The organism is Streptomyces sp. MBT53 (assembly GCF_016654115.1).
Classification (GTDB): Bacteria; Actinomycetota; Actinomycetes; order Streptomycetales; family Streptomycetaceae; genus Streptomyces.
The window spans coordinates 13,225-28,630 of record NZ_JAEQAZ010000185.1; the positions used below are offsets into that span (position 1 = coordinate 13,225).

Here is a 15,406-nt window from a genome sequence, read left to right on the forward strand (position 1 = left end):
CAAAACTCGCGAAACCCCGCACCTGCCGGAGGTAGCACACCCGTGGCCATCACCACCGAACCAGCCGCGCCGACCACGGAGACTCCGCCGACCCCGGAAACACCCGTGGAGCCGTCCGCACCGGCCAAGGACGGCAAGGCTTCGAAACCGGCCGAGGACGGCAAGGCTTCGAAGGACGGTTGGCAGGTCAACTCGCCGCTCGTGCTGACCATGGTGCTGCTCCTGGTGGTGCTGGCGCAGGCGCCGATCCGTACGGCCCTGTCCGCGCCGGTGATGCAGAGCTGGATGACGGTGTTCGTGGCCGTGGTCGTGCAGGCGCTGCCCTTCCTGGTGCTGGGCGTGCTGCTGTCGGCGGCCATCGCGGTGTTCGTGCCGGCCACGTGGTTCACCCGCGCGCTGCCCAACAACCCCGTCCTCGCCGTACCGGTGGCCGGGATGGCGGGCGCGATCCTGCCGGGCTGCGAGTGCGCGTCCGTGCCGGTGGCCGGGGCGCTGGTGCGCCGGGGCGTCACCCCGGCGGCGGCGATCGCGTTCCTGCTCTCCGCCCCGGCGATCAACCCGATCGTGCTGACGGCGACGGCCGTGGCGTTCCCGCGCAACCCCGAGATGGTGCTCGCCCGGTTCGTCGGCAGCCTGCTCGTGGCCTGCGTGATGGGCTGGCTGTGGACGCGGCTCGGCCGCACCGACTGGCTGAAACTGCCCGCCCACGACCCGCACGCGGGGGAGACCAAGGGGGCCGCGTTCTGGGGCTCGGTGCGGCACGACGTGATGCAGGCGGGCGGGTTCCTGGTGCTCGGCGCGATGTCCGCGGCGACGCTCAAGGCGGTCGCGCCGGCGAGCTGGCTGCGGACGGCGGCCGACAACCCGGTGGTGGCGATCCTCGCCCTCTCGATCCTGGCCGTACTGCTGTCCATCTGCTCGGAGGCGGACGCGTTCGTGGCCGCCTCGCTCACCCAGTTCTCGCTCACGGCGAAACTCGCGTTCCTGGTGGTGGGACCCATGATCGACCTGAAGCTGTTCGCCATGCAGGCGGGCACGTTCGGTCGCGGCTTCGCGATGCGTTTCGCGCCCGCCACCTTCGTCCTCGCCATCGCGGGCGCGGTCGTCACCTCGGCGGTGCTCCTGTGAGCCGGCAGGCACAGGCGGCGGTCCTGTTCCTGATCGGCACGGCCCTGCTGCACGCCGGCCTCACCAACCTCTACCTGCGCTACGTCAAGGCAGGCCTCCAACCGCTGCTGCTGCTCTCCGGCGGGGTGCTCATCCTGGCGGCACTGGCGACGGCCTGGTACGAGTGGCGGCGGGCGCGGGCGGAGAAGGCGCAGGTGGCGGCGCAGGTGGTGGCGCAGGCGCAGGCGGCGGCGGTAGCAGTGGCGGTGGCGCACACGGAGGCCCACGCGGAGGATGCCCACGCGGAGGATGCCCACGCGGAGACGGAGGGCGCGGGTCACGGCGGTCATGTGCACCGCGAACCCCGCATCTCCTGGCTCCTGTTGCTCCCCCTCTTCGCCCTCATCCTGGTCGCCCCGCCCGCCCTCGGCTCCTACAGCGCGGTCCGCACGGGCACGGCCATCCAGCAGCCCTACGGCCTCCAGAAGCTCCCCGCGGACAACCCGCTCACCCTCGGCCTGGTCGACTACGCGACCCGCGCGGTCTACGACCACGGGCGCTCCCTCGGCGACCGTCAGCTCAAGGTCACCGGCTTCGTGGCCCTCGACAAGTCCGGCGCCCCCTACCTCGTACGCATGGCCCTCAACTGCTGTGCCGCCGACGCCCAGCCGGTGAAGATCGCCCTGACCGGCAAGATCCCGCCGGTCCTGCAGCCCGACACCTGGCTGCTGATCACCGGCACCTACTCCGCCAAGCAGACCAAGGACCCCGTCAACAACCGCCCCATTCCCTACTTCCAGGTCACCGAGGCCAAGCCGGTCCCGACGCCGAAGGACCCGTACGACGAGAGCTGGAACCAGTGACGTCGTAGGGCGGCAGGGGCGGCGGCCCCTGGCCCCAGGCCGTGTCGCGGCCCGCGGGCGTACCGTGAAGAGACCGAGGATTTCTCGTGTGCCGGATCGCGCCGGTGCCGTCCTCGGCGAAGGACGACGCCGGGGCGGACCTGTCCGCACCCGGGGCAGGGCTCGCCCCATGACCGTGAATGTGCCCGGTCGGCCGATGACCGCGGACCTCGTCAGGCACGGCGGTGCGGACGCGCGCGGCACTGCGGACACGCACTTCGGTGCCGACGCGGCCCAGGGCGAGAAGTCGTGGTCGCCCGGCCGGGAGCGCGGCCCGTCCCCGCGGCAGGGGGACCGCCTCCGCCCGCTCAGCCGACGCCAGATCGAGGACCGGTTCGAGGATCTGGGCGATCTGTACGAGCAGACCTCCGGCAGTGGCAACCGCGCCGGGACCCGCTCCCGCGCCGAGTTCCTGCGCCGGCTCGCGGGCGATGTCCGGCGGCCCGGTTTCACCCTGCTGGTCGCCGAGAACACCACCCTGACGGCCTGCGCCTACGGCTTCCCCGTGCGCGGCGCCGATCCCTGGTGGCAGGGGTGCGACACCCGCCTTCCCCGGACCGTGCGCGGTCTCGCGGTCACCGGCGGGCTCTTCGCGGTCTCCGGGATCGTCGTCCCGCCCCGGGTGCGCACCCACTACCAGGACCGGGACTGGAACCTCGCCCGGCGCCTGCAGCGTCGGCTGCTCGACGATCACGCGCCCGCCCTAGGCGTCACCCTGGTGCCCGCCGGCGACACCGAGACGCTGACGGCGTACCGGGCCTGGGGCTGGCGGGACGTCGTGGCGGAAGTAGCGGAAGCGCGCGATCCGCGGCTGCCCGCCGGGGCCTGCCGGGTCCTGCTGCTGGGCCGCTGAGCGCGTCGACCACCGTCCATGGCCGTCAGGACATCTGTGCTCGCCGCGACAGAGATTCCCCGGGTGCGACTAGAGTTCCCGTAAGGGGTAACAAGCTCCCCTGCGGCGGGCCGTCCCTCTCCGGTGGCCCGCAGGAAAGGTGTACATGCCCGCAGAAAGCCAGCAGCCCGCGGCCGACCGGCTCGACGACGACGACTACCCCGCCTACACCATGGGCCGGGCCGCCGAGCTGATCGCCTCCACGCCCGGATTCCTCCGGTCGCTGGGTGAGGCCGGGCTGATCACACCGACGCGGTCGGACGGCGGTCACCGCCGCTACTCGCGCCATCAGCTCCGTACGGCCTCCCGCGCCCGCGAGCTGGTCGACCAGGGGACGCCCATCGAGGCCGCCTGCCGCATCATCAGCCTGGAGGACCGGCTGGACGAGGCGCTGCGCGTCAATGAGGAGCTGCGCCGTTCGTCCCATCGGTAGAAAATCTGATGTCGACGAAACAGAAATTCACTGTTTCGGGCGGCGCTTTTCCAACCCATTTCCGCCGCCGCGGAAATGGGTTCCGTGCTAGGCTGACTTCAGTTGCAGTTGTGGTTGCCAATTTTGAACCGGTTCTCCGGGCAGGTGATCATCACGGCGATGGAGGAGATTCGTAAAGTGCGGATCTCGTGCACTGCCTAGGAGTTAAGACATGGCCACCGGTACCGTGAAGTGGTTCAACGCGGAAAAGGGCTTCGGCTTCATCGAGCAGGACGGCGGCGGCGCTGACGTCTTCGCCCACTACTCGAACATCGCCACCCAGGGCTTCCGCGAGCTGCAGGAAGGTCAGAAGGTGACCTTCGACATCACGCAGGGCCAGAAGGGCCCGCAGGCGGAGAACATCGTTCCCGCCTAAGCACGCGAAGCTGCGAAACAGGGGCCCGCACCTTGGGTGCGGGTCCCTTTTCGTATCTGCTCATTTACCCGCTGTTCCATCTGCCGTTCTTCGGCCACCCGCTGTTCTCCGGCCGTTCTCCGGCTTCCCGGTTTTCCCCGAGGAGAAATCCTCCCCTCTCCTCCCGCTCGAACCCCTTGGTGAGGCACCATGCGCTGCGTGATCGCCCGTTACCCCTTCGATCTGACGAAGAGCGAGGTGGAGGAGATGCTCAAGGGCATCCGCCCGGAGCAGCCCGTCAGCGGCCCCTGCGCCACCATCAGCCGCAAGCTGTACCCGGTCAAGCAGGTCGGTGAGGTGATCACCAAGCAGGACCGCCGCGACTTCACCGCCTTCGAGGTCACCCGCGCCCTGACCCGCCTCGGCTTCACCTGCCACGAGACGCCGCCCGCGCCGGCCACCCCCGCGCCCGCCGCACCGTCCGCCGAGTCCGACTCCGGCCCCGAATCGACGTCGTACATCGGCACCACCCTGGGCTGACGCCTCCGCCCCCGCACACCTCCGTACCCCCCAAGCGACCACGCCGCCGACGAACCATCCGGGCGCGGGGTCGCTTTTTTCTGCGCCCAGCCGGCATGCGGCCCCTTCCGGTGCCCGCCGGAGGGGACCCTCTCCGCGAAAGCGTGACATTCAAGCGCCGAGTGTCACACTTTTACGAGCCCTGCGCCTCGCCTCACAACTCCTTGTCCGGCCAGTCCAGCAGCCGCGCGCCGATCACCGCCGTCTGCAGCATGTAGCGCTGGCCGGGGTCCGTCGGGTCCGCGCCGGTCAGCTGGTGGATGCGTTCGAGGCGGTACGTCAGGGCGCGCACGCTCAGTGAGAGCCGACGGGCGGCCTCCGCGGCCACGCAACCGCAGTCGAAGTACGTCGAGAGCGTGTCCAGCAGCGGTCGCGGGCCACCGCGCGCCTTGGTCAACGGGCCCAGCGCGTCGAGCACCAGATCGGCCATCGCCTGCCGGTCACGGGTGAGCACCGGGTAGACCAGCAGGTCGGCGGCGCGCAGCAACGGGCCCTCCAGGGTGAGCCGCTCGGCCAGTTCGAGGGTGTTCAGGGCCTCCTCGTACGACTGGACGATCCCGCCCGCGCCCGGCTGCGGCCGGCCGATCGCCACCCGGGTGCCCTCCGCCGCCGCGTACGACTGCTTGGCGAAGTGGGTGAGGACGTCGTCCTGGTCGCCGGGCGCGACGCACAGCATCCGGCCGGCCTTCGTGGTGAGCAGGATGTTGCGGTCACCGAAACGGCTGATCATCGCGCGCTCCACCTGACGCGGCACCGGCGCGCTCTCGTCGTAGGGCATCGGCCCCTGGACCACGGCGACGGCGTGCGTGTGGGACAGCCGCAGCCCGAAACGCTCGGCGCGTTCGGCGAGCCGGCCCAGACCGCCGCGGCCGTAGAGCAGATCGTCGATGAACTCCCGCCGGGCCGCCTCCTCCTGGCGTACGGCGACCCGCTGGGCGCGTTCGTAGCCCTCGGCGAAGGCGTCGACGACCTGCTGCACCGCGGCGAGTGTGCAGTCGGCGGCACCGGGAGTCTCCGGCCAGGCGGTACGGGTGGCGGCGAGATGGGCGTTGACCAGGGCGCGCAGTCCGTGTCCGGCTTCGGCCGCGTGTTCGCCCAGGGTGCGGCGGGCCTCCAACTCGGCCCGGGTCAGCCGCCGTCCGGTCACGGCGACCTCCGCCAGGAGCTGCGCGTACCCCGTCAGATACTGCTCAGGTATTCCGCGCTCCGGCAACGCCGCCCCCTGTTTTCTTGACGCCCTGGTGACGCTTTCTTAGCGCGTCACCGGCATCAAGACCCTAATGAACACTGCCGGGTTCCGGCAATGCGCGGGCGTGCACCCCGCGTGCACCATGGCGCCAGGGGAGCACCACGGATGGTTCGGGTGCCGGACACCGGCAGGTTTCCGGCACCAGAACCGCGATCCGGGCGTCCCCGTCGACAGTCGGACGAGTAAGAGAACGGGGGCCGGGATCATGGGGGCGTTCATCGCTGCCGCGACCGGTTTTCCCACCGTCGTCTTCACCGCGGCGCTCGTCGTGGTCGTCCTCTACTGGCTGCTGGTCGCCCTCGGCGCCGCCGACGCGCACGGACACGGTCACGCCCATGTCCAGGTCCACATCCGTGGACACGCGCACGTCAACGCCCGTGGGCACGACGGCGGCCGTGGGCACGGCTACGGCCGGTGGCTCGGCGGGGTCCCGGTGACCCTCGCCTTCTCGCTGTTCGTCGCCGTCGGCTGGCTGATCAGCTTCTGCGCCAGCGTGCTGCTCGTCCCCTCGGGCCCGGCCGGCGCCCTGGTCGGGGCGGTCGTGCTGACCGGCGCGGGGTATGCCTCCTGGCAGGCGACCAAGCTCCTCGTACGGCCGCTGCACCGCCTGTTCCCCGACGAACACGGGCCGTCCCGGCTGGACTTCGTCGGTCTGACCTGCACCATTCGCACCGGGCGGGTGGACGCGGGGTTCGGGCAGGCCGAGGTCAGGGCGGCGGACGGCTCGGCGGCGACGGTCCAGGTCCGGCAGACGGGCAACGACGCCCTCGCCAGCGGCAGCACCGGACTGCTCTACGCCTATGACGAACCCGGCGAGTTCTTCTGGGTCGCGCCCTACGACAGCGCGCTGGACCCGAGGACCGGACCCGGCGGCAACCCGGGGTAGACCGCCAACACTTGTTGGCCTACGGCTGTTGCCCACGGGGGGTTGCCTACGGATGTTGGCGGGCGGGCGGTGACCGCGCGCCGGCCGCCGGGCCTGCCGACCGGCACCTGGTGGCCAACGCTCGATGGCCTACGGCTGTTGGCCCACGCTGGTTGGCCTACGTCGGTTGGCCCACAGATGTTGGCCCACGGCCGTTGGCTCGCGACCGCCAGGATCGCTGGTCCGCGACCGCCGGGAGCGTCGGCCCACACCAGTTGGCCAACACCTGTGGACCAACGCCCCGCCGGCCACCCCTCCCCGCAACCCAACGCCCGTCCAGTCAACGCCTGTTGGCCCACGCCCGTGGACCCACGCCCGTAGGCCTACACCAGTTGACCTACACCCGTAGACGCCCGCCCGTACCCCACCCTTCTCACCCCTAGAGGACCCATGTCATGAACGCCATCACCGTGGGCATCGGTGTGTTCGTCGCCGTTGTCCTGCTCATCGCGCTCGCCCTGCTTCTGCTGGTCGGGCGGCTGTTCCGGAAGGTGGAGCAGGGGCGGGCGCTGATCGTCTCCAAGACGAAGAAGGTCGACGTCACCTTCACCGGGGCGGTCGTCCTGCCGGTGCTGCACAAGGCCGAGTTCATGGACATCTCGGTGAAGACGATCGAGATCCGCCGCACCGGGCGCGAGGGTCTGATCTGCCAGGACAACATCCGGGCCGACATCCACATCAGCTTCTTCGTGCGGGTCAACAAGACCGTCGAGGACGTCATCAAGGTCGCGCAGGCCATCGGCACCCAGACCGCGAGCGACCCGGTGGCGATCCAGGACTTCTTCGCCGCGAAGTTCTCCGAGGCGCTCAAGACCGTCGGCAAGCAGCTGGACTTCGTCGATCTCTACACCAAGCGCGAGGAGTTCCGGGACCGGATCATCCAGGTCATCGGCACCGACCTCAACGGCTACCACCTCGACGACGCGGCCATCGACTTCCTCGAACAGACCCCGATGACCCAGCTCGACAACCAGAACATCCTGGACGCGCAGGGCATCCGCAAGATCACCGAGCTGACGACGATCGAGCACGTCCGCACCAACGAGTTCCAGCGCACCGAGCAGAAGGAGATCACCCGGCAGAACGTCGACGCCCGGGAAACCATCCTGGAGCTGGAGCGCCGGCAGGCCGAGGCGGAGATCAAGCAGCGCCGTGAGGTGGAGGTGCTGCGGGCGCGTGAGGAGGCCGCCACCGCGAAGGTGCAGGAGGAGGAACGGCTCGGCGCGCAGGCCGCGTTCCTGCGCACCGAGGAGCAACTCGGCGTCCAGCGTGAGAACCAGGCCCGCGAGATCGCCGTGGCGCAGAAGAACCGCGAGCGGGTCATCGCCGTGGAGAACGAGCGCATCGAGAAGGACCGCCTCCTCGAAGTCATCGCCCGCGAACGGGAGACGAGCCTGTCCGGGATCGCCCGGGACAAGGAGGTCGAGGTCGAGCGGCGCGAGGTCGCGGACGTGGTCCGGGAACGGATCGCCGTGGACCGTACGGTCGCCGAGCAGGAGGAGGCCATCAAGAAGCTGCGGGTGGTCGAGGAGGCGGAGCGTACCCGGCAGGCGGTGATCATCGCCGCGGAGGCCGAGGCGCAGGAGAAGCTGGTCAAGGACATCAAGGCCGCCGAGGCCGCGGAGGCCGCCGCCAAGCACCGCGCCGGTGAGCAACTCACCCTCGCCGACGCCCGGTTGAAGTCCGCCGACCTCGACGCCCGCGCCAAACTGCGGCTCGCCGAGGGCATCCAGGCGGAGGCCGCCGCGGCCGGACTCGCCGAGGTCCAGGTCCGCGACAAGGAGGCCGAGGTCACCGTGAAGGCGGGCCGCGCCGAGGCCGAGGCCACGGGGGCGCGGCTGCGTGCGGAGGCGGACGGCACGGAGGCCCGGCTGCGCGCGGAGGCCGAGGGCACCCGGGCCATGGCGCTCGCGGAGGCCGAGGGCGTGCAGGCCAAGGTGCTCGCGCAGGCCGAGGGCGTACGGGCGAACGCGCTCGCCGAAGCCACCGGTATCGGCGAGAAGTTGAAGGCCGAGGCGGAGGGCCTCACCGAGAAGGCCGCCGCGATGGCCGCCCTCGACGACGCCTCGCGCGGCCACGAGGAGTACCGGCTGCGGCTCCAGGCCGAGAAGGAGATCCGGCTCGCGGGTCTCGACGTGCAGCGGCAGGTCGCCGAGGCGCAGGCCACGGTCCTCGCGACCGGTCTTGAGCACGCCGACATCGACATCGTCGGCGGCGACACGGTCTTCTTCGACCGGCTCGTCTCCGCGGTCTCGTTCGGCAGGAGCGTCGACGGCTTCGTCCAGAACTCCGACACGGCACAGGCGTTGGCGCGCCCGTGGCTGGACGGCACGTCGAACATCGCCGACGACCTCGGGCGCGTGCTCGGCTCGGTCTCCACGGCCGACGTGCAGAACCTCACCGTGTCCGCCCTGCTGATGAAGCTGATGAGGACGGACACGGCGAACGCCGGTCAGCTACGGCAACTGCTCGACAGGGCCGGTGAGTTGGGCCTCGCGGACACCCCGCTGACCGCGCTCAACGGGCACCCGGCGAAGGCCTGACACCCGGCGAAGGCCTCACGCCTCGCCCCACAGACGGTCCGGAACTGCCGCACAGGGGACAGCAGTTCCGGACCCACCACTCCCGATCACCCACCCCGCCCGAGATCCTGAGAGGGACCCATGACCACCGGCCTGGACACCGGCACCTACGAGGTCCTGCGCGACCGCCTCGCCGCACAGGCCGCCGAACTCGCCCGCCGCGCCGAGGCGCTCAACACCCGCCGCACCGAGGAGTTCGGCTCGACCCGCCTGGAACTCACCGGCACCGGACGCCTCACCACCGAACACCCGGCCGCGCCGCGGGACATCGTCGCCGTAGGAGACGCGCTCCTCTTCGGCCGGCAGACCTCCCTCGGCGTCACCCGGGAGACGGCGGTGGCCGACGTCCTCGCCCTCTACGACCGCCACGACCTGCGCAGGCTGCCCGAGAACTCCGTACCCGGACTCCTCGACGACCCGGAGTTCGTACGGGAGTTCACCGCCCTGCACCGCTACTACCGGCAGGCGCGACTCCTCCAACTCCGGCGCGTCGACGGCAAGTTGCTGGCCGTCTTCCGCACCGACGAGAAGGCCGACGACATCCGGGTACTGCGCTGGGCCCTCACGGACGACGGCCGGGCGGCGACCTTCCTGGACGCGCACGGCGAACGCGACCACGTCTTCCCGCCGCCGTACGACTTCGACTGGATCGGGACGGGCCGCGAGGATCTCGTCCCCGGCCGGCACCCGCATGTGCGGATCCAGGACGGGCTGTACGTCGACACGCTGGGCGGCACCCTCACCGTGAAGGTGGAGGACAACACCGAGACGGCGGAGGGGATTTACTCCGAGCCGGTGGACGAGCCGCTCCAGTCGCCGGCCGACGCGGAGATCGCGTATGCCCGGGTGGGTGCGCTGGTGCTGCTCCGCGTGCAGCCCTACAAGGAGGACGCCCACCGGTACCTGGTCTTCAACACGCTGACCAAGGGGGTCGTACGGCTCGACGGGATCGGGCAGTCGTGCCGGCGGCTGCCGGAGGGGCAGGGGATCGTGTTCCCGGGCGGGTACTGCCTGGCCACGGGGGAGTGCAAGACCTTCGAAATCTCCACCGCCGGGCTGGAGTTGGAGCGGATCGTCCGCTCGCCCAACGGGGAGGACGTGCTGTTCGCGTACCGGGCTCGGGGCTCGGGGCGGAGCCTGCTGCTGCCGTACAACATGATCCGCAAGGAGGTCGCGGCGCCGTTGCCCGGGCGGGGGTGGGCGCTCTTTGAGGACGGCATGTCGGTAGTGCTGGGGGAGGGGGAGGCGGCTCGGGTTCATTCGGTGCGGATCTGGCGTACTCCGTTCGTCTCCGACACCCATGCCGCCGCTCAACTCACCGGCTCCGGGCCGCTGTTCCGGGTCGGGAACGCCGATCTCGTGCGCGGGATCTCCGACTGTCTGTCGGTGACGGGCGCGGCCGTCGGGATGGAGCCGACGGCGGAGGTGTACGAGGCGCTGGTCGCCGCGTGTGTCCGGGCGGCCGACACCCATCACTGGCTGGGGGACGCCGAACTCGGCGATCTGCGAGGGCCGTTGGAGGAGGTGCGGGAGACGGCGGAGCAGGTTCTGACCGAGTTCGAGACGGTCCGGACTCTGACCGGGCGGGCCGCCGACGCCCTCGCCGACGCCACCGGCCATATCGCCTCCCTCGTACGGCGGTTGCGGGGCGAGGTGCCCCGGGACGCGGCGGGATGGGTCGCCGGGCTCACCGAACTCCGGCGGGCGCAGGGGCAGTTGCTGACGTTGAAGGAGATGCGGTACGCGGACGCCGCGCGGATCGAGGAGGCGGCGGCCGAAGTCGAGGCGGATCTGGGGGTGTTCGGGCAGCGGGCGGTGTCGTTCCTGGCGCGCGAGGACGCGTTCGCCGGGCACCACGAGCTGATCGACACGCTGGTCACGGAGGCCGGGGCGCTGGCCAAGGTCGCCGAGGCGGCCCCGGTCGCGGCCCGGCTGGACGAACTGACCGAAGGGCTGCGGACGGTGACCGAGGTGGTCGCCGGACTCGACATCGGTGACGCCACGGTCCGTACGTCGATCCTGGAGCGGGTCGCCGAGGTGCTGGGCGGCGTCAACCGGGCCCGTGCCGTGCTGGACGCCCGGCGGACGGAACTCCGGGACCGGGAGGGGCGGGCGGAGTTCGCGGCCGAGTTCGCGCTGCTGGCCCAGTCGGTGACCGGAGCGCTCGCGGACGCGGCGACCCCGGAGGCCTGTGACACCCAACTCGCCCTGCTGTTGGTGCGGTTGGAGAACCTGGAGGCCCGTTTCGCGGACTTCGACGACTTCCTCGCCGAACTGGCCGGCAAACGCACCGAGATCCACGAGACGCTCTCCGCGCGCAAGCAGACCCTGGTCGACGAACGCGCCCGCAGGGCCGAGCAGTTGGCGCGTTCGGCGGTCCAGGTGCTGGAGACCGTGGGGCGGCGGGCGGTCGCGCTCGCCGACGCCGACGCGGTGAACACGTACTTCGCCTCCGACCCGATGGTGGCGAGGATCCGCCGCAGCGCCGAACAACTTCGTGAACTAGGCGACCCCACAAGGGCGGAGGAGCTGACGGGCCGGCTCACGGCAGCCCACGCGGAGGCCACCCGCGCCCTGCGTGACCGCGCCGACCTCTCGGCCGACGGCGGCCGGACCCTCCGTCTCGGCCGCCACCGTTTCGCGGTGCACACCGAGCCCCTCGACCTCACCCTGGTCCCCTCCGGCGACGGCCTGGCCTTCGCCCTCACCGGCACGGACTACCGATCCCCGGTCAGGGACCCGGAGTTCGCGGCCACCCGCCCGTACTGGGACCGCCCGCTGCCCTCCGAGTCACCGCTGGTCTACCGCGCCGAACACCTCGCCGCCCGCCTCCTCGACGAACACGGCGCGCAGGCCCTCGCCCAGGAACCCGACCTCGCCGCCCTGGTCCGCCGGGCCGCGCAGGAGTCGTACGACGAAGGCTACGAACGCGGTGTGCACGACCACGACGCGACCGCGATCCTCGCGGCGCTGCTGCGCCGGTACGAGGACGCGGGCCTGCTGCGCCACGAACCGGCCGCCCGTGCAAGCGCGTTGCTCTTCTGGACGCACGGCACGAGCCCACGGGTACGCGAGAACTGGACCCGGCGGGCGAGGTCCCTGGCCCGGGCCCGCGACCTGTTCGGACCCACCCCGGCCGACGCCGAACTCCGCGCGGAACTGGCCAAGGAGCTGGGCGGCGAGCCCGCCGCGGCCTACCTCCTCGACGAACTCACCACCGCCCCCGAGGGCTTCGTGATCAGCGCGGGCGCCCGGACCCTGCTCGACAAGTTCCGGCGTGCGGTGGGCAGTTCGGCCTACGACGACGATCTGATCGCCCTCGACGACGACCTGCCCGCGCGCCGCCAGCTGGTGGAGGCCTGGCTGACGGCGTACACGACGGCGTCCGGGACGCGGGTCGACCCGGGAGACCTGGCGGAGGCGGTGGCGGCCGAACTCTGCCCCGGCGCACCGCGTCACGAGTCGGACGCGCGGCTGACCGAGACGGTGGGGGGACTGCTGGGCAGCCATCCTCGGGTGGTGGGGGGCGAGTTGCGGTTCAGGGTCGACGAACTCCTCGCCCGTACAGGGGAGTTCCGTGCGCGGGACGTTCCTGGTCACCGCGCGTACCAGCGCCGCCGTACCGCCCTCGTGGCGGCGGAGCGTGCCCGGCTGCGGCTCGACGAGTACCGTCCGCGGGTCCTTTCGTCCTTCGTCCGGGGCCGGCTCGTCGACGAGGTGTACCTCCCGCTCATCGGCGACAACCTGGCCCGGCAGCTCGGCACGGCGGGGGAGGCCGGGGCGGTCGGTACCGGCGGGCTGCTCCTGCTGATCTCGCCGCCGGGGTACGGCAAGACGACCCTCATGGAGTACGTCGCCGACCGGCTCGGGCTGGTCCTGGTCAAGGTCAGCGGCCCGGCCCTCGGGCACGGTGTCACCTCCCTCGACCCGGCCGAGGCGCCGAACGCGACCGCCCGACAGGAGGTGGAGAAGGTCAACTTCGCGCTCGCGGCGGGCAACAACGTGCTGCTCCACCTGGACGACATCCAGCACACGTCACCCGAACTCCTGCAGAAATTCATCACGTTGTGCGACGCGACCCGGCGGATGGAGGGCGTGTGGGAGGGTGCGCCGCGCACCTACGACCTGCGGGGCAAACGGTTCGCCGTCTGCATGACCGGCAACCCGTACACCGAGTCCGGCAGCCGGTTCCGGGTGCCCGACATGCTGGCCAACCGTGCCGACGTCTGGAACCTCGGTGACGTACTGACCGGCAAGGAGGCGCAGTTCGCCCTGAGTTTCGTCGAGAACGCGCTGACCTCCAACCCGGTGCTGGCCCCGCTCGCGGGTCGCGACCGCGACGACCTGGACCTGCTGATCGGGCTGGCCCGGGGCGACGCGACGGCCCGCGCGGACCGTCTCTCCTACGCCTGCGATCCCGCCGAACTGGCCCGTGTCGTCGCCGTGTTGGGGCATCTGCTCGCCGCCCGGGACATCGTCCTCGCGGTCAACTCCGCGTACATGGCGTCGGCGGCGACCGCGGAAGCGGCCCGCACCGAACCGCCGTTCCGGCTCCAGGGGTCGTACCGCACGATGAACCGGATCGCCCGGCGGATCGAGCCGGTGATGAACTCCCGTGAACTGTCAGCGGTGTTGGACGACCACTACACGGCCGAGGCACAGACCCTGGGGACGGAGGCGGAGGCGAACCTGCTGAAGCTGGCGGAGCTGCGGGGCACGCTGACCGACGAACAGGCCGTGCGCTGGGCCGAGTTGAAGGCGACGTACGCGCGCAAGGGGCAGCTGGGTCAGAGCTGAAGCAGCCGCTGGGTGATCTCGCGGTACTGGCGGAGCGCGTGGCGGAGTTCGTCGGACTGGGACGTGAGGTCCGCGGGTTCTGCGGGTTCCGCGGGATTCGCCGCGGCGGCGGTGCCCTGCTCTGCCCAGGCGGCGCGGAGGAGTTCCCGGCGGGCCGCGAGGGCGCTCACCAGCTGGGCGGTGGCCTCGTCGTAGGCGCTCTCCGCCTCCGCCAGGGCGTCGTGCGGGGTGTCGGCGAAGGTGTTGAGGGCGTGCCGCAGCCGCTGGAGGACCCGCTCCCGCTCGGCGGACGGGAGCAGTGGCTCCGGGCCCGGTGTGCGGCGTTCGGTGGGGGTCCGGTTCTGGCCGGCGGGCTGCTGGGCGCGTGTCTGGTCGTACATCAGGATGCCGCTTCCGTTCCGCCTGAAGGCGATCGTGCCTCGTCGGCCTCTCGACGGCCTGTTCCAGGCTCCCGGAGACCCGGTCGGTCGTACCCTTCAACGACTGCGCAGTGCTGCCAGTCAACGTCCGGCGCGGGTCGGTGTCAACGCGGGGTCCGGAGGGCCGGCGGTTCGGCGGGGTGTTCGGTCGCCCGTGGCTCAGTCGGCCTGGTGGGGCACCCACTCGCTGGTGTCCAGGGAGTAGCCGTACTGCGGACGTCCGCCCATGCCACTCGTGCGGAACGGCTTCCCCTGGTCGTCGATGCGCAGCACGCCCTTGCGGGTGCCGCTGGACCACGCCAGCTCCAGATACCAGCGCACGTCGTGCGAGGCCGCGGCGGCCGTGATGTACAGGACCTCGGGGTCGTTCTCGCTCACCTTGTACGGCAGACCCGTCTGCCCGGACTCCGGCGTGACCGCCGGGCGGACCGAGTCCAGCCCGAGGCTGAAGGAGTGCGTCGGCACCCCGCCGCCGCAGCCGACCCCGATGTACCCCATCTCGTACACGTTCCAGGCCGGTGGCGTACCGCTGTCGACGACCCGGACGTTCAGGGACTGCAGCACCACGGTGTCCTGGCCGGTGCCCTGCACGGTCAGTTCGAGGTACTGGCTGCCGGCGGAGACCGCGCCCAGCGCGCTCACCCAGCCCGGCGCGTCCTGCTCGGTGGGCGGCGGCGGCACCTTCGCCGCGTCCCGGTCGACCAGATAGGTCTGGCCGCACGGGCTCTCCCAGGCATACGGCCGGGTCGTCACCGTCAGCGGAACGGCCGCCGCCGCGTCAGCGGCCCCGCCGGACCGCGCGCCCGTGGAGGCGGACGCCCCGCTCTTCGCCGTAGCGGACCCGGAGGGACTCGCGGAGCCGGAGGGCGAGGCCGACGCGGACGGCGAGGAGGTCGACTTCGCGGAGGCGGACGAGGACGGGGTGCCGTGCCCCCCGGTGGAGGTCACGGAGCCGGCCTCCTGCTTGCGGTCGCCGCCGTTGTCGTCACCGGACATGAGGTGAGGGACGAGCGCGGTGGCGGCGAGCACGACGGCTACCGCGGTGGCGGCGAGGAGGGCGGTACGGCGGCGGTTGCGCGGGGCGGTCGCGGTCACCGGTGCGGCGGAGGGGAGGGCTGCTTCTGGGG

The 15,406-nt window shown here is 71.5% G+C and carries 12 protein-coding genes; 9 read left to right on the forward strand and 3 right to left on the reverse strand.

Annotation, left to right across the window (positions count from 1 at the left end; all coding sequences use genetic code 11):
- The first annotated feature begins 42 nt into the window (after window positions 1-42).
- The 6 genes from JHN45_RS41440 to JHN45_RS41465 all read left to right on the forward strand — a co-directional run bounded on the left by JHN45_RS41440 (window position 43) and on the right by JHN45_RS41465 (window position 4,268).
- Window positions 43-1,128: a permease gene (locus JHN45_RS41440; protein WP_201054538.1), complete on the forward strand. Its 1,086-nt coding sequence runs from the start codon at window positions 43-45 to the stop codon at window positions 1,126-1,128.
- Window positions 1,125-1,970, forward strand: coding sequence for a TIGR03943 family protein (locus tag JHN45_RS41445; RefSeq protein WP_201054539.1), 846 nt, complete (start codon window positions 1,125-1,127; stop codon window positions 1,968-1,970). The genes JHN45_RS41440 and JHN45_RS41445 overlap by 4 nt, the downstream gene beginning before the upstream one ends.
- A 196-nt stretch (window positions 1,971-2,166) precedes the next feature.
- Window positions 2,167-2,862, forward strand: a complete 696-nt coding sequence (locus JHN45_RS41450) for a hypothetical protein (protein WP_201054540.1) — start codon at window positions 2,167-2,169, stop codon at window positions 2,860-2,862.
- 145 nt (window positions 2,863-3,007) lie between these two features.
- Complete coding sequence (locus JHN45_RS41455; RefSeq protein ID WP_019070316.1) at window positions 3,008-3,334, forward strand: MerR family transcriptional regulator; 327 nt, start codon at window positions 3,008-3,010, stop codon at window positions 3,332-3,334.
- Between the two features lie 211 nt (window positions 3,335-3,545).
- The gene (locus tag JHN45_RS41460) at window positions 3,546-3,749 is read left to right on the forward strand and encodes a cold-shock protein (protein WP_019063123.1); all 204 of its coding nucleotides are present in this window, start codon (window positions 3,546-3,548) and stop codon (window positions 3,747-3,749) included.
- Window positions 3,750-3,938: 189 nt separating this feature from the next.
- Complete coding sequence (locus JHN45_RS41465; protein WP_200713251.1) at window positions 3,939-4,268, forward strand: SCO5918 family protein; 330 nt, start codon at window positions 3,939-3,941, stop codon at window positions 4,266-4,268.
- Between the two features lie 193 nt (window positions 4,269-4,461).
- Here JHN45_RS41465 and JHN45_RS41470 read toward each other — a convergent pair whose 3' ends face one another.
- Window positions 4,462-5,520, reverse strand: coding sequence for a CdaR family transcriptional regulator (locus JHN45_RS41470; RefSeq protein ID WP_200713252.1), 1,059 nt, complete (start codon window positions 5,518-5,520; stop codon window positions 4,462-4,464).
- 241 nt (window positions 5,521-5,761) lie between these two features.
- Between JHN45_RS41470 and JHN45_RS41475 the strand changes: the two genes are divergently transcribed.
- The 3 genes from JHN45_RS41475 (at window position 5,762) to JHN45_RS41485 (ending at window position 13,860) form a co-directional block, all read left to right on the forward strand.
- The gene (locus tag JHN45_RS41475) at window positions 5,762-6,442 is read left to right on the forward strand and encodes a hypothetical protein (protein ID WP_200713253.1); all 681 of its coding nucleotides are present in this window, start codon (window positions 5,762-5,764) and stop codon (window positions 6,440-6,442) included.
- Between the two features lie 434 nt (window positions 6,443-6,876).
- Window positions 6,877-9,024: a flotillin family protein gene (locus JHN45_RS41480; RefSeq protein ID WP_201054541.1), complete on the forward strand. Its 2,148-nt coding sequence runs from the start codon at window positions 6,877-6,879 to the stop codon at window positions 9,022-9,024.
- Window positions 9,025-9,144: 120 nt separating this feature from the next.
- Window positions 9,145-13,860: a DNA repair ATPase gene (locus JHN45_RS41485; RefSeq protein WP_201054542.1), complete on the forward strand. Its 4,716-nt coding sequence runs from the start codon at window positions 9,145-9,147 to the stop codon at window positions 13,858-13,860.
- Here JHN45_RS41485 and JHN45_RS41490 read toward each other — a convergent pair.
- Together JHN45_RS41490 and JHN45_RS41495 are read right to left on the reverse strand one after the other, a co-directional pair.
- Window positions 13,851-14,240 carry a hypothetical protein gene (locus JHN45_RS41490; RefSeq protein ID WP_201054543.1) on the reverse strand — a complete coding sequence of 130 codons (390 nt, stop codon included), beginning with the start codon at window positions 14,238-14,240 and terminating at the stop codon, window positions 13,851-13,853. The two genes, JHN45_RS41485 and JHN45_RS41490, sit on opposite strands and share 10 nt — an antisense overlap.
- A gap of 198 nt (window positions 14,241-14,438) precedes the next feature.
- Window positions 14,439-15,406: transcriptional regulator (locus tag JHN45_RS41495; RefSeq protein WP_201054544.1), on the reverse strand; the 968-nt coding region annotated here is incomplete at its 5' end.